Source organism: Acidovorax sp. LjRoot117 (assembly GCF_964252695.1).
Taxonomy (GTDB): domain Bacteria; phylum Pseudomonadota; class Gammaproteobacteria; order Burkholderiales; family Burkholderiaceae_C; genus Acidovorax.
In genome coordinates, this window is the sequence record NZ_CAXUPO020000001.1 from 639,998 (window position 1) to 659,559 (window position 19,562).

25 protein-coding genes and 1 tRNA gene are annotated in these 19,562 nt (G+C 65.8%); 3 read left to right on the plus strand and 23 right to left on the minus strand.

The annotated features are described in order from the left end of the window. Positions 1–123: 123 nt before the first annotated feature. Entirely contained in the window at positions 124–1,119 is a 996-nt protein-coding gene (locus tag ACSQ3D_RS03050; RefSeq protein WP_436125893.1) for a M23 family metallopeptidase, read from the minus strand. Positions 1,120–1,150: 31 nt separating this feature from the next. Here ACSQ3D_RS03050 and ACSQ3D_RS03055 point away from each other — a divergent pair, with 31 nt between their 5' ends. After that, positions 1,151–1,450 carry a hypothetical protein gene (locus ACSQ3D_RS03055; RefSeq protein WP_056415454.1) on the plus strand — a complete coding sequence of 100 codons (300 nt, stop codon included), beginning with the start codon at positions 1,151–1,153 and terminating at the stop codon, positions 1,448–1,450. Positions 1,451–1,494: 44 nt separating this feature from the next. Here the strand turns inward: ACSQ3D_RS03055 and ACSQ3D_RS03060 are convergent. From ACSQ3D_RS03060 to petA, 6 genes are all read right to left on the minus strand, one after another. Continuing rightward, positions 1,495–1,570: transfer RNA gene (locus tag ACSQ3D_RS03060), tRNA-Thr, on the minus strand. 50 nt (positions 1,571–1,620) lie between these two features. Beyond that, entirely contained in the window at positions 1,621–2,169 is a 549-nt protein-coding gene (locus ACSQ3D_RS03065; RefSeq protein ID WP_396503527.1) for a ClpXP protease specificity-enhancing factor, read from the minus strand. A gap of 61 nt (positions 2,170–2,230) precedes the next feature. Next, positions 2,231–2,842 (minus strand): glutathione S-transferase N-terminal domain-containing protein, encoded by a 612-nt coding sequence (locus ACSQ3D_RS03070; protein WP_056161237.1) that lies wholly within the window; start codon positions 2,840–2,842, stop codon positions 2,231–2,233. 111 nt (positions 2,843–2,953) lie between these two features. Further along, positions 2,954–3,709 carry a cytochrome c1 gene (locus ACSQ3D_RS03075; RefSeq protein WP_056415448.1) on the minus strand — a complete coding sequence of 252 codons (756 nt, stop codon included), beginning with the start codon at positions 3,707–3,709 and terminating at the stop codon, positions 2,954–2,956. Positions 3,710–3,726: 17 nt separating this feature from the next. Next, entirely contained in the window at positions 3,727–5,142 is a 1,416-nt protein-coding gene (locus ACSQ3D_RS03080) for a cytochrome b (protein ID WP_436125894.1), read from the minus strand. Between the two features lie 11 nt (positions 5,143–5,153). After that, entirely contained in the window at positions 5,154–5,753 is a 600-nt protein-coding gene (petA, locus tag ACSQ3D_RS03085; protein WP_056161231.1) for a ubiquinol-cytochrome c reductase iron-sulfur subunit, read from the minus strand. A 152-nt stretch (positions 5,754–5,905) separates the two neighbouring features. On the opposite strand from petA, the gene mscL reads away from it, so the two are divergent. After that, a complete protein-coding gene (gene mscL, locus ACSQ3D_RS03090; protein WP_056161229.1) occupies positions 5,906–6,340 on the plus strand; it encodes a large conductance mechanosensitive channel protein MscL in 435 nt (144 codons plus the stop codon). Positions 6,341–6,678: 338 nt separating this feature from the next. On the opposite strand, the gene pdxA is transcribed toward mscL, so the two are convergent. Then, a complete protein-coding gene (gene pdxA / locus ACSQ3D_RS03095) occupies positions 6,679–7,707 on the minus strand; it encodes a 4-hydroxythreonine-4-phosphate dehydrogenase PdxA (protein WP_436125895.1) in 1,029 nt (342 codons plus the stop codon). 200 nt (positions 7,708–7,907) lie between these two features. Continuing rightward, positions 7,908–8,669: a Nif3-like dinuclear metal center hexameric protein gene (locus ACSQ3D_RS03100; RefSeq protein ID WP_436125896.1), complete on the minus strand. Its 762-nt coding sequence runs from the start codon at positions 8,667–8,669 to the stop codon at positions 7,908–7,910. Positions 8,670–8,803: 134 nt separating this feature from the next. Between ACSQ3D_RS03100 and ACSQ3D_RS03105 the strand changes: the two genes are divergently transcribed. Further along, on the plus strand, positions 8,804–9,943 hold the full coding sequence (locus ACSQ3D_RS03105) for a S1C family serine protease (protein ID WP_056415436.1): 1,140 nt from the start codon (positions 8,804–8,806) through the stop codon (positions 9,941–9,943). Between the two features lie 325 nt (positions 9,944–10,268). Here ACSQ3D_RS03105 and tatC read toward each other — a convergent pair whose 3' ends face one another. The 14 genes from tatC to ACSQ3D_RS03175 form a co-directional block, all read right to left on the minus strand. Further along, positions 10,269–11,063 carry a twin-arginine translocase subunit TatC gene (gene tatC / locus ACSQ3D_RS03110; protein ID WP_056415433.1) on the minus strand — a complete coding sequence of 265 codons (795 nt, stop codon included), beginning with the start codon at positions 11,061–11,063 and terminating at the stop codon, positions 10,269–10,271. Positions 11,064–11,131: 68 nt separating this feature from the next. Next, complete coding sequence (gene tatB, locus ACSQ3D_RS03115; RefSeq protein ID WP_056415430.1) at positions 11,132–11,596, minus strand: Sec-independent protein translocase protein TatB; 465 nt, start codon at positions 11,594–11,596, stop codon at positions 11,132–11,134. A gap of 53 nt (positions 11,597–11,649) precedes the next feature. Beyond that, entirely contained in the window at positions 11,650–11,886 is a 237-nt protein-coding gene (gene tatA, locus ACSQ3D_RS03120; protein ID WP_436125897.1) for a Sec-independent protein translocase subunit TatA, read from the minus strand. Between the two features lie 106 nt (positions 11,887–11,992). After that, on the minus strand, positions 11,993–12,349 hold the full coding sequence (locus ACSQ3D_RS03125) for a histidine triad nucleotide-binding protein (protein WP_056415424.1): 357 nt from the start codon (positions 12,347–12,349) through the stop codon (positions 11,993–11,995). A gap of 162 nt (positions 12,350–12,511) precedes the next feature. Beyond that, entirely contained in the window at positions 12,512–13,582 is a 1,071-nt protein-coding gene (locus ACSQ3D_RS03130) for a patatin-like phospholipase family protein (RefSeq protein ID WP_396503521.1), read from the minus strand. Continuing rightward, positions 13,575–13,961: a DUF4870 family protein gene (locus ACSQ3D_RS03135; RefSeq protein WP_396503520.1), complete on the minus strand. Its 387-nt coding sequence runs from the start codon at positions 13,959–13,961 to the stop codon at positions 13,575–13,577. Before ACSQ3D_RS03135 ends, ACSQ3D_RS03130 begins: the two co-directional genes overlap by 8 nt. Further along, positions 13,958–14,335, minus strand: coding sequence for a phosphoribosyl-ATP diphosphatase (locus ACSQ3D_RS03140; protein WP_056173516.1), 378 nt, complete (start codon positions 14,333–14,335; stop codon positions 13,958–13,960). Before ACSQ3D_RS03140 ends, ACSQ3D_RS03135 begins: the two co-directional genes overlap by 4 nt. A gap of 8 nt (positions 14,336–14,343) precedes the next feature. Further along, positions 14,344–14,742 (minus strand): phosphoribosyl-AMP cyclohydrolase, encoded by a 399-nt coding sequence (hisI, locus tag ACSQ3D_RS03145; protein ID WP_436126173.1) that lies wholly within the window; start codon positions 14,740–14,742, stop codon positions 14,344–14,346. A 113-nt stretch (positions 14,743–14,855) separates the two neighbouring features. Beyond that, positions 14,856–15,656: an imidazole glycerol phosphate synthase subunit HisF gene (gene hisF / locus ACSQ3D_RS03150; protein WP_436125898.1), complete on the minus strand. Its 801-nt coding sequence runs from the start codon at positions 15,654–15,656 to the stop codon at positions 14,856–14,858. A 134-nt stretch (positions 15,657–15,790) separates the two neighbouring features. Further along, positions 15,791–16,531, minus strand: a complete 741-nt coding sequence (gene hisA, locus ACSQ3D_RS03155; RefSeq protein ID WP_056415412.1) for a 1-(5-phosphoribosyl)-5-[(5-phosphoribosylamino)methylideneamino]imidazole-4-carboxamide isomerase — start codon at positions 16,529–16,531, stop codon at positions 15,791–15,793. A gap of 89 nt (positions 16,532–16,620) precedes the next feature. Next, positions 16,621–17,298 (minus strand): imidazole glycerol phosphate synthase subunit HisH, encoded by a 678-nt coding sequence (gene hisH, locus ACSQ3D_RS03160; RefSeq protein ID WP_436125899.1) that lies wholly within the window; start codon positions 17,296–17,298, stop codon positions 16,621–16,623. A gap of 52 nt (positions 17,299–17,350) precedes the next feature. Further along, positions 17,351–17,986, minus strand: coding sequence for an imidazoleglycerol-phosphate dehydratase HisB (hisB, locus tag ACSQ3D_RS03165; RefSeq protein WP_056415406.1), 636 nt, complete (start codon positions 17,984–17,986; stop codon positions 17,351–17,353). Next, the gene (locus tag ACSQ3D_RS03170; protein WP_436125900.1) at positions 17,983–19,107 is read right to left on the minus strand and encodes a pyridoxal phosphate-dependent aminotransferase; all 1,125 of its coding nucleotides are present in this window, start codon (positions 19,105–19,107) and stop codon (positions 17,983–17,985) included. Before ACSQ3D_RS03170 ends, hisB begins: the two co-directional genes overlap by 4 nt. Further along, positions 19,104–19,556, minus strand: a complete 453-nt coding sequence (locus ACSQ3D_RS03175) for a PIN domain-containing protein (protein WP_436125901.1) — start codon at positions 19,554–19,556, stop codon at positions 19,104–19,106. Before ACSQ3D_RS03175 ends, ACSQ3D_RS03170 begins: the two co-directional genes overlap by 4 nt. Positions 19,557–19,562: the final 6 nt, after the last annotated feature.

Sequence of the window (19,562 nt, forward strand, 5' to 3'; positions counted from 1 at the left end):
CGGGCCGCTGCAAATCAGCGCGCCAAGCGACCGAAATCCCTAAGATGAATTGAGTTCAGGTGGGTTCATCACCACGGATTGCAAGCAATGCAATCCTGGGCCGTGAACACCGGACCGGCGATTTTACCTGCCCGCCGTGGGCGCAGCAGTCTGGGCAGGCGAAGCACGCGGCTGGATCGACGCGACCTGCGGGCCGGGAGCACTGGAAGGCACGGTGCCACCCGCGCTCAGAAACTTCTGCGGGTCCTGGAAAACCCCCTGCACCAGCACCTCGAAATGCAGGTGCGGCCCTGTGGAGCGCCCCGTGGTGCCCACTTCGGCGATCTTCTGCCCGCGCTTGACGATGTCGCCCTGCTTGACCAGTGTGCGCGAGGCATGGGCGTAGCGCGTGACCAGCTGATTGCCGTGGTCCACCTCGATCATGTTGCCGTACGCCGGATGGAACTCCTGCGTGACGACCACCCCCCCCGCAGCCGCCAGGATGGCGGTGCCGGTGTCGGCCTGGAAATCCAGGCCCGTGTGCAGCGCCGACTGCCCGGTGATCGGGTCCACCCGCCAGCCGAACGCCGAGCCCGGCGCGCGGCCGGTGACGGGCGCATGCGTCGGGATCATCTTCTTGCGGATGTGCTGGTCGAACAGGCGGGATTCGAGCACCGTCATCAGGTCCACCCGCTGGCTGGTCAGGCGCTCCAGCTCGTCGAGCGTGGCCTGCAGCTCTTCCATCGACAGGTCGCGGGCGCCGACCAGCACCCCGCCGCGGGCGTCGGTCTTCTGGATGTCGGAGGGCGCCATGCCGGCCAGGCCCAGCACGCGGTCGCCCAGCGACTCCAGCTGCACCATGCGGGCCTGCATCTCGCCCACACGGCGGGCCATGGCATCCAGGTTGGCGCGCATGAAGCGGTCGCGCTCGGCAAACTCATCCTTCACGACCAGGCGCACCAGCGAGCCCACGATGGGCCAGCCTTCGCGCGCACCCTTGAGGAACACCCAGTGGTAGAGCGTGGCGGCCACCAGCATGAGGCACAGCGACAGCCCCAGCCCCGCCAGGACCAGGCGCGAACCCGACAGATGGATGGCGCGGCTGCGTGCCAGCCGGGCGTCCGTGATAATCAGATGCACTACGAATTCTCCACGCCCGAAGACGCACGCCATGAACCGCCGCCACTACGCTGTCACCCTGCAGAAAGCCAGCGAGGACTCTCCCACGCTGGCCCGACTGACGGCGCTGACACGCGACTCCAGTGATCGGCTCAAAGCCATTGAAATGCTGATACCCGCAACCTTGCGCCCAGCGATCCAGGCGGGTCCCATCGACGGGGATTCCTGGTGCCTGCTGGTCAAGAGCAATGCTGCAGCGGCAAAAATCCGCCAGCTGCTGCCTGCATTGGGGGCGCATTTGCGCACCCGGGGGTGGGAGGTTAACGTGATTCGCCTGAAAGTTCAAACCTGACGGCCAGGGTCTGAACCAGGGAATAGGGAGAAGGAACCAGAAAATGGTGCCGGTTGTCGGAATCGAACTGACGACCTACCGCTTACAAGGCGGGTGCTCTACCAACTGAGCTAAACCGGCGAGGGCTGCATTTTATCGCGGAAAAAGCAGCCAAAAATCGAAAACCGCGCTTATTTCACGCGCTTGAGCGAAGGCCGCGCGCCACCCGCAGTGGGCGGCGGGCGTGGCGCATCGTCGCCGGGCCCCTCGTCCTTCTTGCTTTCGTCCGCCGGGACCAGTTGCACCACACGGTCGTCCGACCCTGCCAACGGCACCACGCTGGCTGCGGCCGCAGGCTCCGCAGAGGGCACGGGCTCGATGACGGAAGGCGCACCTGCGGTGGTGCCGCCCAGCACATCCACCGGTGGCGGGAACGCCATCCCTTGGCCGTTTTCCCGGGCGTAGATCGCAATCACCCGGCCCACCGGCACCAGGATCTCCCGCGGCTTGCCGCCGAAGCGGGCCTTGAACTCGATGAAGTCATTGCCCAGTTGCAGGGCGCTCGTGGCATCGAAGCTGATGTTCAGCACGATCTCGCCGTCCTTCACGTACTCGCGGGGCACCTGCACGGAATCGTCCACGCGCACCGCCACGTAGGGGGTGAGCCCGTTGTCGGTGCACCACTCGTACAGGGCACGAATGAGATACGGGCGCGTGGAGGTGGATTCCTGGGCGGTCATGAACAAGGTGGCGGCTGCAGTGGATGAAAGAAAGTGGGCAGGCCCGGGAGCACGGCCAGGATTACTTGCGCATGACCTTTTCGGACGGCGTCAGCGCTTCGATGTAGGCCGGGCGCGAGAAGATGCGCTCGGCGTACTTCAGCAGCGGGGCGGCGTTCTTCGACAGATCGATGCCGTAGTAGTCCAGGCGCCACAGCAGCGGTGCAATCGCGACGTCCAGCATCGAGAAGTTGTCGCCCAGCATGTACTTGTTCTTGAGGAACACGGGAGCGAGCTGCGTCAGGCGGTCGCGGATGTGCGAGCGCGCTTTCTCCAGCGCCTTTTCGTTGCCCTTGGTCGCGCGCGACTCCAGGATGTTGACGTGCACGAACAGCTCTTTTTCGAAGTTCAGCAGGAACAGGCGCACGCGGGCGCGGTCCACCGGGTCGCCGGGCATCAGTTGGGGATGCGGGAAGCGCTCGTCGATGTACTCGTTGATGATGTTCGACTCGTACAGGATCAGATCGCGCTCGACCAGGATGGGCACCTGGCCGTACGGGTTCATCACGCTGATGTCTTCGGGCTTGTTGTACAGGTCCACATCGCGGATTTCAAAGTCCATGCCCTTTTCGAACAGGACGAAACGGCAGCGGTGGGAGAAGGGACAGGTCGTACCCGAGTAAAGCACCATCATGGTGGGAGGCTCCTAAAAATCAAAAGAGTGGGACGCCATCAGCGCCCACTCTGCAAACAATCCGGCGGCACCCCGAAGGGCGCCTTCTCATGGATCGACGGCTTGTGCTGCTTACTTCACATCCTTCCAGAAGGCTGCATTCAACCTCCAGGCGATGACGGTAAAGATACCGAGGAAGATCAGCACCCACACGCCAACTCGGACGCGGGTGTTCTGGGCAGGTTCGCCCATCCATTGCAGGTAGTTCACAAGGTCACCCACCGTCTGGTCGAACTGCAGCGGGGTCATCGTGCCTGGCTTGACCTGCTCCCAGCCCTTGAAGACCTGGGTCTTGTGGCCGTGGCTTTCGTGCTCTTCGAACACGGGGCGGCGGTCGCCCTGCATTTCCCACAGCACGTGGGGCATGCCCACGCTCGGGAAGGCGAGGTTGTTCCAGCCCGTGGCCTTGGTCTCGTCGCGGTAGAAGGTGCGCAGGAAGGTGTACAGGTAGTCGGCACCCGTGCCGCCATGGCCGGCGCGTGAGCGCGCGATCACGGTCAGGTCGGGCGGGTTGGCGCCGAACCATTCCTTGGCCTGCTTGGGATCGATGGACGCCTTCATGGTTTCGCCGACCTTGTCGGTCGTGAACAGCAGGTTGTCCTTGATCTGCTGCTCGGTCAGGCCGATGTCGCGCAGGCGGTTGAAGCGCATGAACGCCGCGGAGTGGCAGCTCAGGCAGTAGTTGACGAACACCTTGGCGCCGTTTTGCAGGGATGCCAGGTCGTTGGTCTTGTTGGGCGCCTTGTCCCAGGCAATGCCGCCTTCGGCCGCTTGCGCACCCGTGGCGATACCCAGGGCGGCGATCAACGTGAGGATGAGTTTCTTCATTGTTGTTGTCTCCAGGCTCAGTGCGCCACAAAGGTCACGCGGTCGGGCACGGCCTTGGCCTTGCCAATGCGGCTCCACCAGGGCATCAGCAGGAAGAAGCCGAAGTAGAACAGCGTACCGACCTGCGACACGCGCTCGCCAATGGGGGACGGTGGCTGCACGCCCAGGTAACCCAGGATGAGGAAGATGATCACGAAGACGCCGTACAGGTACTTGTGCCAGTCGGGGCGGTAGCGGATCGACTTGACGGGGCTGTGGTCCAGCCAGGGCAGGAAGAACAGGATGATCACGGCACCACCCATCACCACCACGCCCCAGAACTTGGCGTCGATGGACAGCATCATCGCGATCACCGCGATGGCCACCACAGCGATGCCTGCCTTGACGAAGCTCGGGAGCCGCGCCTTCAGGATGCCGAAGCCCGCACCGGCCACCACGCACAGCACCAGCACGTACATCATTTCGGTGGTGATGGCACGCAGCATCGAATAGAACGGCGTGAAGTACCAGACCGGCGCGATGTGCGCGGGGGTCTTGAGCGGATCGGCCGGGATGAAGTTGTTGTACTCGAGGAAGTAGCCGCCGAACTCGGGGGCGAAGAACACCACGGCCGTGAACGCCATCAGGAACATGCTCAGCGCGAAGATGTCATGCACCGTGTAGTAGGGGTGGAAGGGCACGCCGTCCAGGGGCTTGCCGTTGGCGTCCTTGGGGGCCTGCGGGCCCTTGATTTCCACGCCGTCGGGGTTGTTGGAGCCCACGTCGTGCAGCGCCAGCAAGTGCGCCACCACCAGGCCCAGCAGCACCAGCGGCACGGCGATCACGTGGAAGCTGAAGAAACGGTTCAGCGTGGCGTCGCCCACCACGTAGTCGCCACGGATCAGCAGGGCCAGGTCAGGACCGATGAACGGGATGGCGGCGAACAGGTTCACGATCACCTGGGCGCCCCAGTAGGACATCTGGCCCCAGGGCAGCAGGTAGCCCATGAAGGCCTCGGCCATCAGGCACAGGAAGATCGCGCAGCCGAAGATCCAGACCAGCTCGCGCGGCTTGCGGTAGCTGCCGTAGATGAGGCCGCGGAACATGTGCAGGTACACCACCACGAAGAACGCCGACGCGCCCGTGGAGTGCATGTAGCGGATCAGCCAGCCCCAGGGCACATCGCGCATGATGTACTCGACCGAAGCGAACGCCAGGTTGGCGTCGGGCTTGTAGTGCATGACCAGGAAGATGCCGGTCACGATCTGGATCACCAGCACGACCAGGGCCAGCGAGCCGAAGATGTACCAGAAGTTGAAGTTCTTCGGAGCGTAGTACTCCGACATGTGCACCTTGTACGCATCGAAGGCCGTGGGGAACCGGTTCTCGAACCAGTTCGTGACCTGTGCGCTGATCGGGGCGTTGGGGGAGATTTCTTTGAATTCGTGGGCCATGTCGTTCTCCGTCAAGCCTTCTTGTCTTCACCGATCACGAGGCGCGTGTCGGACAGGTACATGTGCGGAGGGACTTCAAGGTTGTCGGGCGCGGGTTTGTTCTTGAACACGCGGCCGGCCATGTCGAACGTGGAGCCGTGGCAAGGGCACAGGAAACCGCCCTTCCAGTCGTCAGGCAGCGACGGCTGTGCGCCGGTCTGGAACTTGTCCGACGGCGAGCAACCCAAGTGCGAGCAGATGCCCACACCCACGAAAATCTCTGGCTTGATCGAACGCGCTTCGTTGCGCGCGTACTCGGGGGTGAGCTCGGAGGGCTTGCGCTCGGACTTGGGGTCGGCGAGCTGGCCATCGAGCTTGGGCAGCTCGGCGAGCTGCTCCGGGGTGCGCTTGATGATCCAGACAGGCTTGCCGCGCCACTCCACGGTGAGTTTCTCGCCCGGCTTGAGGGCGGAAATATCCACCTCGACTGCAGCCCCGGCGGCTTTGGCGCGCTCGGAGGGCTGGAACGTACTCACGAAAGGAACGGCGGTTGCCACGCCGCCCACCGCACCAGCGCATGCCGACGTGATGATCCACGTCCGCTTGCTGGAGTCGATTGGAGTGTCACTCATGGGGATCCTCGATTGATCATCGCTACATTGGGGTCAACCGCGAATTGTAGCGGAGTGAAAATGGTTATTTCAAACGCATGCGGGGCGGGTTGACAGGGGTTGACTCTGGGCAATACTCGCGCATCGACATTTCACGCAGCCAGGAGGGCACCATGGGCATGATGCAGGAGTTCAGAGAGTTCGCCGTCAAGGGCAATGTGATCGACCTTGCGGTCGGTGTGATCATCGGCGGCGCATTCGGCAAGATCGTGGATTCGGTGGTGTCCGACCTCATCATGCCGGTGGTGGGCCTGGTGTTCGGCAAGCTCGACTTTTCCAACCTCTTCGTCGTGCTCGGGTCGGTGCCGCCCGGCACCGCGATGACGCTCGACGCCCTCAAGAAGGCGGGCGTGCCGGTGTTTGCCTACGGCAACTTCCTGACCGTGGCGGTCAACTTCATCATCCTGGCGTTCATCATCTTCATGATGATCAAGCAGATCAACCGGCTCAAGCGCGAAACCCCAGCCGCCCCGGCAGCGCCTGCCGCGACGCCCGAGGACATCGTGCTGCTGCGCGAGATCCGCGATAGCCTGAAGAAAACCCCCTGAGGCGCTGCGCGCCACGGTGGCGCGCGCCGCAGGCGCGGCCTCTTCGGCCTGTCCAAGCCTGCGCAGGCAGGCTTGGAGCCGCAGGCCTCAGCCCCAAGGGGGACGCACCCGGTGGCCCGGCAGAGCCGGTTCTACGGGAAGGATTGGAACCCCCTGAGCGGCTGCGCCGCTTCCCCCGTGGGGGGACGCACCCCGTGGCCCGGCAAAGCCGGTTTCACGGGTGCACTGGCGTGGGGTGTCCCAGTTTCATAGATGGCGTGCCGGCTTCAGGACGCCTCTTCCGCTTGCTATCTTAACGATAGCTGCTAGCGATTTACCATCAAGCGTAAGCGACCAATTCACCCACACAACGCCCGCGCCATGCGCACGGCCTCGATGAGGCTGGCGGCGTCCGCGACGCCCTGACCTGCGATGTCGAAGGCGGTGCCGTGGTCCGGGCTGGTGCGCACCAGGGGCAGGCCCAGGGTCACGTTCACGCCCTTGTCCACGCCCAGGTACTTCACGGGGATCAGGCCCTGGTCGTGGTACATCGCGATCACCACGTCGAACTCGCCGGGCCGCGCGGGCGTGTGGCGGGCACGCATGAAGACGGTGTCGGGGGCGAACGGGCCGTGGGCATCCAGGCCCTGGGCGCGGGCTTCTGCGATGGCCGGGGCGATGACCTCGATCTCTTCACGGCCGAACAGGCCGCCCTCCCCTGCATGGGGATTGAGCCCCGCCACCGCCATGCGCGGGGCGCGGCCCAGGCTGCGGGTCAGCGCGGCGTGCGTGATCTGCAGCGTCTGCAGGATGTTCTCGTGCGTGACGGCTGCCAGGGCCTCGCGCAGCGAGACGTGGATGCTGACCAGCACGGTGCGCAGCTCGTCGCTGGCCAGCATCATGCGCACGGGCATGGCCGACAGCGCAACGCCCTGGTGGTGGGCCGCCTCGGCCTGCAGCAATTCGGTGTGGCCCGGGAAGGTAACGCCTGCGGCCGACAAGGCCTCCTTGTGCAGCGGCGCCGTCACCAGCCCCGCCACCTCGCCCCGCAGCGCCGCGCGTGTGGCCCAGACCACACAGTCCGCCGCCGCGCGCCCTGCAGCGGCGCTGATCTGCCCCCAGGGCTGCGGGCCCGGAATGCCGGCCAGTTGCAGGACCGGAATGCAGCGGGGCGGCATGTCGACCGCCTCTGCGGGCGCGCCGATCTGCGCCACGGGCACCGATGGCACGCCACGGCGCGCAATGGCCTGGGCAGCGCGGCGCAGCGTGGCGGTGTCGCCCACCACGAAGCAGCCCTTGAGGTCGCCGGGCGCATCGCGAAAGGCCTTGGCCACGATCTCGGGGCCGATGCCTGCGGGGTCGCCTTGGGTGATGGCCAGTGTCTTCATGGAAGTCCGCGTTTTGAATGAAATCACTGTCTACCGCTCTATGGACAAGCGCAAGCAGCTATGAATTTAATAGTAAACCACCCTGCTACCCGGGGGCGCAGGCTCAGCATGCCAGCGCTCCTGATCATGGGGTGGAAGGGTCGATGCCAGTGCTGGGGAGATGGATGTACACGTCATGCACTTCATGCACTTCATGCGCGTCATGCCGGATTGTCAATCTCGATGAACGTGTGCTCCAACCCCAGTTGCTTCGCCACATGCCCAGCCACGGCCGGCGCGCCGTAGCGCTCGGTGGCATGGTGCCCGGCCGCGATGAAGCACACGCCCATTTCGCGCGCCAGGTGGGCCTGCGGCTCGGAGATCTCTCCCGTGATGAACGCATCCGCCCCGGCTGCAATGGCCGATTCGAAGTAGCCCTGCGCGCCGCCTGTGCACCAGGCCACACGGCGGATGGGCTGCGGTGCACCATCGGGGTCGGGCTGCACCAGGGTCACGTCGCGGCCCAGCGTGCTGGCCACATGGTCCGCCAGTGCCTGGCCATCGGGGAATGCGGCGGTCGCCACAAAGCCCAGGTCCTGCTCGCCAAAGCGCGCGTCGGCCGTCCAGCCCAGCACGCGGCCCAGTTGCGCGTTGTTGCCCAGCTCGGGGTGTGCATCGAGCGGCAGGTGGTAGGCGAACAGGTTGATGTCGTGCGCCAGCAGCCGCTGCAGGCGCTGCTTCATCCAGCCGGTGACGCGGCCGTCCTGCCCGCGCCAGAACAGGCCATGGTGCACGAAGATCGCGTCGGCCTGGGCGGCGATGGCCGCATCGATCAGCGCGCGGCTGGCGGTCACTCCGCTGACGATGCGGCGCACCTCGGGCTTGCCCTCGACCTGCAGACCATTGGGGCCGTAGTCCTTGAAGCGTTCGGGTTGCAGCAGGCCATCGAAGGCCTGCAAAAGCGCGGTGCGGGAAATGCTCATGCGCCTATTGTCGCGCGCGTCCAGCGCCCATAGTTGCGGCCTTGGGGGACAATGGCGCACAGGAAGCAATGCCGCGCCCCCACCGACGGGGCCCGACGCGGCTTCTTCGTTTTTCGACCATTCGACAGGACCCCATGAAGCGCATCTGGCTGCTCTTTTCCCAGGCCGTGACCGTGTTTGTCGCCGCCTACTTCGTTGTCGCCACCCTGCAACCCGACTGGCTCGGCCGGGGCACCACGCGCTCCGGCGCGGGCATTGCGCTGCTGGAAGCACCGGCCACGCCCCAGGGCCAGCCGGTGGCCGGCAGCTTCAGCGCCGCTGCGCGCAAGGCCGCGCCCGCCGTGGTCAGCATCAACACCAGCAAGGCGGTGCGCCATCCGCGCAGCAACGATCCGTGGTTCCAGTTCTTCTTCGGCGACCAGGGTGCGCAGGCGCAGGCCGGGCTGGGCAGCGGCGTGATCGTGAGCCCCGACGGCTACATCCTCACCAACAACCACGTTGTCGAAGGGGCTGACGAGATCGAGGTCACGCTCACCGACAGCCGCCGTGCGCGGGCGAGCGTGATCGGCACCGACCCCGACACCGACCTGGCCATCCTCAAGATCGAGCTCGACAAGCTGCCGGTCATCGTGCTCGGCAATTCCGACGGCCTGGCCGTGGGCGACCAGGTGCTGGCCATCGGCAACCCGTTCGGCGTGGGCCAGACCGTGACCAGCGGCATCGTGAGCGCGCTGGGCCGCACGCAACTCGGGATCAATACCTTCGAGAACTTCATCCAGACGGATGCCGCCATCAACCCCGGCAACTCGGGCGGCGCGCTGGTGGACGTGAACGGCAACCTCATGGGCATCAACACCGCGATCTACTCGCGCTCGGGCGGCAGCATGGGCATCGGCTTTGCCATCCCCGTGTCCACGGCGCGGCTGGTGCTCGACGGCATCGTGAAGGACGGCCAGGTCACCCGCGGCTGGATCGGGGTGGAGCCCAACGAGCTCTCGCCCGAGCTGGCCGAGACCTTCGGCGTGAAGGCGACCGAAGGCGTGATCATCACCGGCGTGCTGCAGGACGGCCCTGCCGCCCAGGCCGGCATGCGCCCGGGGGACGTGATCGTGAAGGTGGAGGGCAAGAACGTGGGCAACGTGTCGGAGCTGCTGACCGCCGTGGCCGGACTCAAGCCAGGGACTGCCGCCCCGTTCAATGTGCAGCGCGCCGACAAGATGGTGGAGCTGAACATCACCCCCGGCGTGCGGCCCAAGCCGAAAAGGCGCCAGTAACCGACCGGTGGCACGTTGGACCGTGGGGCGGCGCGCCCCTGATACTGGGATGTGCGGCAAGGGGTTGTCGGGAGCCACATCCAAGATCCGGCGTGCCCGGGAGGCACGCCGATGTGGCGAATGACCGCTGTGCCCTGGTCCGCCCTGCCCAGCCCTCTCCAGCACTATCAAAAAAATAGCTGCTGACGCCTGTAGATACGGCGTCAGCAGCTATTTTTTTGGGTAACTTTGGCAGTAGCTCCTGGCAGCATGCAAGGCGCGAAACACGCGCTCTCATCCAAACACCCCGACCCTTTCGCGGTCGATCAGCCCGTTCGGGCGGGGGTCAGGAGGCCGAAGGGGATTCCCCCGCCTCTTCCGGCGCCTTGGTGTGCTTGATGAAGATCTGCGCGGCCCAGATGCCCACTTCGTACAGCAGGCACATGGGGATGGCGAGCGAGAGCTGCGAGACCACGTCCGGCGGCGTGACGACCGCGGCGATCACGAAGGCCAGCACGATGAAGTAGCCGCGGAACTCGCGCAGCTTCTGCACGCTGACGATGCCCATGCGCGCCAGCACCACCACCGCGATGGGCACCTCGAACGCCAGGCCGAAGGCCAGGAACATCGACAGCACGAAGCTCAGGTAGGCCTCGATGTCAGGCGCGGCCGTGATGCTCTTGGGCGCAAAGCTCTGGATGAACGCGAACACCTGCCCGAACACCAGGTAGTAGCAAAAGGCCACGCCGATGAAGAACAGCAGCGTGCTGGAGATCACGAGCGGCAGCACCAGCTTCTTTTCGTGCGAATACAGACCCGGCGCCACGAAGGCCCACACCTGCCACAGCACGAAGGGCAGCGCCAGCAAAAAGGCCGACATCAGCAAGATCTTGAGCGGCACCATGAACGGCGAAATCACCGAGGTGGCGATCAGCGTGGCCCCCTTGGGCAGGTGCGCCACCAGCGGCGCCGCCAGGAAGTCGTACAGCGCGCCAGGGCCGGGAAAGAAGAACAGGATGGCCGCCGCAATGCCGATGGCAATGAGCGCCTTGACCAGCCGGTCGCGCAACTCCATCAGGTGCTGCACGAAGGGCTGCTCGGTACCGGCCAGCTCGTCTTCTTGGGAAGGGGTTTCGGACATAGTGGGTTTTCAGGGCGTGAGGGCCGCCCATGCAGCGCACAGCGGCGCCGGCTGCTGGCGCTTTCGGGTCAGTGGAATTTCTGGGGACGGTAGCGCGCCACGCGGGCCGCGCCGGACTGCGCCTTGGTGCGCACGCCGCTCTTGGCCTTGTACCACTGCGGCACGGCACCGCGCTTGAGGCGCCAGTTCTTGCCGGGGTGCTTGTACGCCGGCACCACGGGGGCCTGCGGCTCGTGCAGGTCTGCGTGGCTGGTGTCGGTGACGCTGGCCCAGTCTTTTTCGAACTCGCTGGCGTTGGTCTGGATGGACTGGTGCACGTCGCGCGCCGCGTTCTCCACCGTGTCCTTCATCTTCTTGAGCTCGTCGAGCTCCATGGACCGGTTGACCTCGGCCTTCACGTCGGACACGTAGCGCTGGGCCTTGCCGAGCAAGGTGCCCACCGTGCGGGCCACGCGGGGAAGCTTTTCAGGGCCGATGACGATGAGCGCCACCGCACCGATCAGCGCCATCTTGGACAGGCCAATATCAATCATGGGTGGCAGTCAGCGCGCGGCATGCAGGGATCAAGGTGACCCATGCAGCCCGCTCAGCTTTTTTGCTTGGCTTCGACATCGATGGTGGTCTTGTCGGCCGCCGGGTTGTTGGCGACGTGGCCTGCGGGAGGGCTGGCGGTGGCGTCGGCCGAGCCGTCCTTCATGCCGTCCTTGAAGCCCTTGACGGCGCCCCCGAGGTCGGAGCCCATGTTCTTGAGCTTCTTGGTGCCGAACACCATGACGACGATCAGCAGCACGATCAGCCAGTGCCAGATGGAAAAAGAGCCCATGGAATATCTCCTAACGAATTGCAATCATTTTAGACGGGGGGCGTGGCAGGAGTTCACAGCCCATGACGGACTGCGGGAATCTCCCTGCACCACCCGTCAGCCTGGTTCAGCCTTTGAGCCACGGGCGCGGGCCGCCCATCACATGCACATGCAGGTGGTGGATCTCCTGCCCGCCTTCCACCCCGGTGTTTACCACGACGCGAAAGCCACCTTCCGGATACGGGTTGCAGCCCTGCTCGAGGGCCAGCCGCGGCGCCAGCGCCATCATGCGCCCCAGCACGCCCGCGTCGTCGGCGGTGACCTGCGCCATCGAAGGGATATGCCGCTTGGGCACCATCAGAAAGTGCACAGGCGCCCACGGGTGGATGTCGTGAAAGGCGAAGATTTCCTCGTCCTCGTAGACCTTCTTCGAAGGAATCTGGCCCGCGATGATCTTGCAGAAAAGGCAGTTCGGATCGTGCATGAGAAAAATGTCGGTACGAAGTTAACAGTTCACCGGGCGCTGCCCAGCCCCCAAGCCATTGCAACCGGCGCGCCCCAGGCCAGCGCCACCGTGGAACTGGCTCCGCCAGGCCACGGGTGGCTCCCCCCGAGGGGGAAGGCGCCGCAGGCGACACAGGGGGCTTCAAGCATTGTCAGGGATCTTGATGGTCGGCCGCACGCCCACGTCCTTGCGGTGCGCGTGCAGCCATTCCTGCCCCGCCGTGCGGCCCAGGGCAAAGAGCTTGCGCACGAAGGCCAGGTCCGCGCGCGTCTTGCTGTCGGCGCCGAAGGGCGCCAGCACCGAGCCGCCGTCGATGCGGTGCATGCGCACATTCTTGTAGCGGCGCGGGTCCAGCTTGCCCTCGGCCAGCAGGCGGCGCACGAACTCGATGGCGCGCATCTCGGCCAGCAGGCTGGCGTTGAAGGTGACCTCGTTCATGCGCTCCATGATCTCCTGGCCGGAGTGGGGCAGCTCGAGGTGCTCTATGGGGTTGATCTGCACCAGCAGGATGTCGGAGGTCTCGGTCTGGTAGATCAGCGGGTGCAGCGCGGGGTTGCCGGAGTAGCCGCCGTCCCAGTAGTGCTCGCCGTCGATCTCCACCGCCTTGAACAGCAGCGGCAGGCAGGCCGACGCCATCACCGCATCCGCGCTGAGCTTGGGGCCCGAGAAGATTTCACCGCGCCCCGTGCGCACGTTGGTGGCGCAGACGAACACCTGGGGGCCGCCCGCGGCGCTGATGGCACGCCGCGTGCTGCACAGCAGGTCGAAGTCCACCTCGCGCTCTAGCAAACGGCGCAGCGGATTGATGTCGAGCGGGTTGGTCTGGTAGGGCGACAGCCACTGGCGCATCAGCCCCATCATGGGGTTGGCCGCCGACAGGGGCGAGCCCCACATGAGGCTGCCCAGCGTGCCCACGCCCTCCCACAGCCGGGTCAGCGTATTGCGCGCCTCCTGGCAGCCGGCCAGGTGGGCTTCGTGCGGGTGCTTGTGCTCGTGGGCCGCCTTGGCAAAGCCATGCGCCAGGGCCACGGCGTTCATGGCGCCGGCACTGGTGCCGCTCACGCCGTCGAAGTGCCACTGCCCGTCTTCGAGCAGTGCGTCCAGCACGCCCCAGGTCAGCGCACCATGCGAGCCGCCACCCTGCAGGGCCAGGTTCAGGCGCGGCAGGGGCTGCGGCTGCGCGGGCGGCGCTGCGGGTTCTTCTTCAGGCATCCACAGCCTGGTTCTTGCTCATGGCCAGCATGCCGCGCACGATGCGGTACAGGAACCAAATGGAGACCAAAACCCAGGCGGGATTGAACAAAAACAATCCCAGCAGGAAGAACGGGAAGGTCACCACGTACAGAACACCCGCCCAGATCGTCGAGCGGATGCGCCACGAGAAGTGGTTGGCCTGCCACGTGCCTTCGGCGTCGCTGCGTTTGACCAGGTCGATCACCAGCGCAATGACCAGCAGCAAGGCGCTGGCCTGCGCCCCGGGCACCACGGCGCCCACCGCCACGATCAGGTGCAGCACATAGCTGACCCAGCCGATGTTCTTGAGCCCCTGGGCCCGTTGCTCGTGGGAGGTCACGTCGATGATGTCGCTCATGGAGATCCTTCTTCGTCGGCTGCACGCGCAGTGGCCTTGCGCAAGGCTTTTTCCTCGATGCCGCTGGTGCCTTCGCGGCGCTCCAGCTCGGTCAGCACGTCGGCGGGCGTGAGGCCGTAGTGGGCCAGCGCCACCATGGAGTGGAACCACAGGTCCGCCACCTCGTACACCAGCTTGGACTTGTCGGCGCCATGGTCTACGTCTTTCGCCGCCATCACCACCTCGGTGGCCTCTTCGCCGATCTTCTTCAAGAAGCTGTCGGGGCCCTTGTGCAGCAGGCGCGTGACGTAGCTCTTGTCGGGGTCGCCACCGTTGGCCGGCTTGCGGCTTTCGATCACTTGCGCAAGGCGGGCGAGGGAATCGTTGGAACTCATGGTTCTCTTTACTTGTAGATGGATTCGGGGTCTTTCAAGACCGGATCGACAGGCGTCCAGGCGCCGTCCTTGAGCACGCTGAAAAAACAGCTGTGGCGGCCCGTGTGGCAGGCGATGCCGGGCTCGTGGCCGAGCTGGGTGACCTTGAGCAGCACCACGTCGTTGTCGCAGTCGAGCCGGATCTCGTGCACCGTCTGCAAGTGGCCGGACTCTTCGCCCTTGAACCACAGCTTGCTGCGCGAGCGGCTGTAGTACACGGCGCGGCCAAGTTCAGCGGTTTTCTCCAGCGCCTCGCGGTTCATCCACGCAAACATCAGCACGTCGCCCGTGCCCTGCTCTTGCGCAATGACGGGCACCAGGCCCTGCGCATCCCATTTCACTTCGTTGAGCCAGTTCATGAAAGGGATTGTCGGCGATTTGGATTCCGGGACGGGGCCATCCCGACCGAAGTTTGACGCTTTTTCAGGGCCTGCCGCAGGCTGAACAAGCGGCAGCAGCTATATATTTAATAGCAATGACCCTAGAGCCGCACGGGAATGCCGCGCTCGGCCATGCGGGCCTTGGCCTGGCCCACGGTGTATTCGCCGTAATGAAAAATGCTGGCCGCCAGCACCGCGTCCGCCCCGCCCTGCTGCACGCCGTCGGCCAGGTGGTCGAGGTTGCCCACGCCGCCCGAGGCGATCACGGGCACGCTGACCGCGTCGCTCACCGCGCGGGTCAGGGTCAGGTCAAAACCCGCCTTGGTGCCGTCGCGGTCCATGCTGGTCAGCAGGATTTCGCCAGCACCGCGGCGCGCCATCTCGGTGGCCCAGGCCACCACGTCCAGGCCCGTGTTCTTGCGCCCGCCGTGGCTGTAGACGTCCCAGCCTTCGCCCACTGGCAGGCCGTGGGCGCCGATGCGCTGCGCGTCCTCGGCCGAGCGGCGCTTGGCGTCGATGGCCACCACGATGCACTGCGCGCCGTACTTGGCGGACACGGCATCGATCACGTCGGGGTTGGCAATCGCGGCCGAGTTGAAGCTGGTCTTGTCGGCACCCGCGTTCAGCAGTCGGCGCACGTCTTCCACCGTGCGCACGCCGCCACCCACCGTGAGCGGAATGAACACCTGGCTGGCCACCGCTTCGATGATGGGCAGGATCAGGTCGCGGCCGTCGCTGGTGGCGGTGATGTCCAGGAAGGTGAGCTCGTCGGCGCCCTGCGCGTTGTAGCGCGCGGCGATCTCGACGGGGTCGCCCGCATCGCGCAGCTCCAGAAAATTGACACCCTTGACCACGCGGCCTCCGGTGACGTCGAGGCAGGGGATGATGCGTTTGGCGAGCATGTCGGTCAGTCAGTCAGCGATTCGTGGATGGGGCGCTGCCGAGGCCAGCGGACGCCGGGGAACTGGCTTCGCCAGGCCACTGGCGTCGTGCCCCCGGGGGCAAGCGGCGCAGCCGCTCAGGGCGGATGGGAGGGTCACCCGTTCAGTTCGTCGGCACGCGCCTGCGCGGCCGCAAAGTCGAGGTCGCCGCTGTAGATCGCGCGGCCGCAGATCACGCCTTCGACGCCCTCGCCCTCGACGGCGCACAGTTGCTCGATGTCGGCCATGTTCGACAGGCCGCCCGATGCGATCACCGGAATGGCCAGTGCCTGCGCGAGCTTGACGGTGGCATCGATGTTGATGCCCGACAGCATGCCGTCGCGGCCGATGTCGGTGTAGATGATGGACTCGACGCCCCAGTCCTCGAATTTCTTGGCCAGGTCCACGACCTCGTGCCCCGTGAGCTTGCTCCAGCCATCGGTGGCGACCTTGCCGTCCTTGGCGTCGAGCCCCACGATGATGTGGCCGCCGAAGGCGCTGCACGCGTCCTTCAGGAAGCCGGGGTTCTTGACCGCCGCCGTGCCGATGATCACGTAGCGCAGGCCGCCGTCGATGTACTTTTCGATGGTGTCCAGGTCGCGGATGCCGCCGCCCAGCTGCACGGGGATGTCGTCGCCCACTTCCTTGAGGATGGCCTTGATGGCGCTGTAGTTCTTGGGCACGCCCGCGAACGCCCCGTTCAGGTCGACCAGGTGCAGGCGCCGCGCGCCTGCGTCCACCCACTTGCGCGCCATGGCGGCCGGGTCTTCGCCGAAGGTGGTGGATTGGTCCATATCGCCTTGCTTGAGGCGAACGCAATGACCGTCTTTCAGATCGATGGCGGGAATGAGCAGCATGGTGGTGGTGGAGGGTTCGGGAAAAAAGGACGAGTCAGTGCTCGGACCGAACAGGCTGGTGGAGTAAGGGGTGAACGAGGACGGAAGGATCAGGGGTTCCAGTGCAGGAAGTTGCGGTACAGGGCCAGGCCGTGCTCCGCGCTTTTCTCTGGATGGAATTGCGTGGCAAAAATATTATCGCGCGCAATGGCCGCTGCGAACAAACCGCCGTAGTCGGTCTGCCCCGCGCAGTGCGCAGCATCTTGCGGTTGCGCATAGAAGCTGTGCACGAAATAGTAGTAGCTGCCGTCGGGCACGCCCGCCCAGACCGGGTGCACCGCGCCCGCACGGCCGGCGTCCGGCATCTGGTGCACCTGGTTCCAGCCCATCTGCGGCACCTTGTAGCGGCTGCCGTCGGGCTGGGTGCGGCCGATCAGGTCGAACTTGCTCACCCGGCCGTGGATCAGGCCCAGGCCCGGGGTATTCCCCTCGGCGCTGTGGTCCAGCAGCATCTGCATGCCCACGCACACGCCGAACATGGGCTTGCTGGCAGCGGCTTCGAGCACGGACTCCTGCAGGCCCGATTCGCGCAGCTCGCGCATGCAGTCGGGCATGGCGCCCTGCCCTGGCAGCACGATGCGCTGTGCGGCGCGCACGTCGTCGGGCCGCTGGGTGACGACCACGGTCCATCCGGTGCCCTCGGCGGCGGCCTGAACGGCCTGCGACACCGAGCGCAGGTTGCCCATGCCGTAGTCCACGACGGCGACGGTTTTTGCTTCCATATTCATAGCTGCTAGCGCTTATCTATCAAGCGCTAGCGCTTGATTTGATTCAAAAAACTCACAAGGAACCCTTGGTGGACGGGATGACGCCCGCCGAGCGCGGGTCGCGCTCCAGCGCCGCGCGCAGCGTGCGCCCGAACGCCTTGAAGATGGTTTCGCACTGGTGGTGGGCGTTGAAGCCCTTGAGGTTGTCGATGTGCAGCGTGACGCCCGCGTGGTTCACGAAGCCCTGGAAGAACTCGTACACCAGCTGCGTATCGAGCTGGCCGATGCTGCCGGCCGTGAACTTCACGTCGATGTGCAGCCCCGGGCGGCCCGAGAAATCGACCACCACGCGCGACAGCGCTTCGTCGAGCGGCACGTAGGCGTGGCCGTAGCGGCGGATGCCCTTCTTGTCGCCCACGGCACGCGCAAAGGCCTGGCCCAGCGTGATGCCCACGTCTTCGACCGTGTGGTGGCCGTCGATGTGCAGGTCGCCTTCGCAGTCGATGTCGAGGTCGATCAGCCCGTGGCGGGCGATCTGGTCGAGCATGTGGTCGAAGAAGCCGATGCCCGTGTGCAGCTTGGCCTGGCCCGTGCCGTCGAGGTTGATGCGCACGCGGATGCGCGTCTCGGCGGTGTTGCGGCTGACTTCGGCGATGCGGTCGGCCAGGGGGTCGGTGGTCGTGGAGGTGACGAGTGCGGAGGAAGTCATAGGGAGGCTTGCAGTGCGGCCAGCATCTGCGCGTTGTCGGAGGCGGCGCCGACCGTCAGGCGCAGGCAGTTGGCCAGCAATGGGTGCATTGTAGAAACGTTCTTGACGAGGACCTTGCGGTTTTTCATGCCGTCGTACGCCCGGGCGGAATCCGCCACGCGGACCAGGATCATGTTGGCCTCGCTGTCCCAGCATTTTTCGATGCCGGGCATCTGGCGCAGGGCCGCCAGGACCTTGGTGCGCTCGGCGCGGATCTCGGCGGCCTGCTCGGAGAACACTTCGGCGTTTTCCAAGGCGAACAGCGCGGCCTCGCAGTTGAGCACGCTCACGTTGTAGGGCGGGCGCACCTTGTCGATCTCGCTGACGAACGCAGCGGGGCCGATGAGGTAGCCCAGGCGCACACCCGCCAGGCCGAACTTGCTGAGCGTGCGCATCAGCAGCACGTGGGCATTGCGGGCGGGCTCGGCCCGCATGCGGTCGATGAAGGTGCGGCTGGCAAACGGCTGGTAGGCCTCGTCCATGACCACGATGCCGCCCTGCGCGCCCGCGGCGTCGATGATGCGCTGCACCGCGCCCTCGTCCCACAGCGTGGCCGTGGGGTTGTTGGGGTAGGCGATGTAGGTGATGGCAGGGTTGTGCTGAGCAATGGCGGCCAGCATGGCGGGCTCGTCCAGCTCGAAGTCCGGCGTGAGCGGGACGCCGACGAAGTCCAGGCCCTGCAGCTGCGCCGACAGCGGGTACATCACGAAGCCTGGCATGGGCGCGAGCATGGTGGCGCGCTGACCGGTGCCGGGTTGCGCGCAGGCCAGCGCCAGCAAGGTGATGAGTTCGTCCGAGCCGTTGCCCAGCACGATACCGTAGCCCTCGGGCAGGCCGGCGTACTGGGCGAGGGACGCCTTCAGGTCCAGCAGGCGGTCGCCGGGGTAGCGGTTGAGCGCGAGCGCCCCCAGGCGCTGGCCCAGCGCGGCCTGCAGGTGCGCGGGCAGGCGAAACGGGTTCTCCATCGCGTCCATCTTGAGCATGCCGGTGGACGGCTGCACGCCGTACGCGTGCATGGCGCGCACATCGGCGCGGATGCGGGCCAGGGCCTGGAGCGGTGAAGATGGAGCGGCGTTGGTCATTCGGCGGTGTCCAGTTCGTTGGGGGTGGTGAGAAACGGGTTGATGGGCCGCACGGCGTCCAGCGGCTCGCCGTGCGGCAGCGCCTCGGTCAGCAGATAGCGGCAGCCCTGCTGGTGGGCGGACGAGAGGATGAGCGCATCCCAGTAGCCCAGGCGGTAGCGGTCCTGCAGGTCCCAGGCGCCGTCCACGGTGTAGGAGTCGAGGTGCGGCGGCAGCCACACGCGCAGGCGGCGCACCTGGGCGCGCACCTGCTGCAGCACCTGCGGGCCATCAAAACGCTGGATGGCCTGGTTGTACAGCTCGTTGAGCACCTGCGAGCTGATGCGGCCGCTGCGCGTCTGCCAGCAAAAGCTGATCCACTCGCGGGCGCGCTCCTGGCGCTCGGCATCGCGGTCGTCCACGCTGGCCAGCAGGATCTCGGTATCGACAAAGATGGGGACGGTGCTCATGCGTGT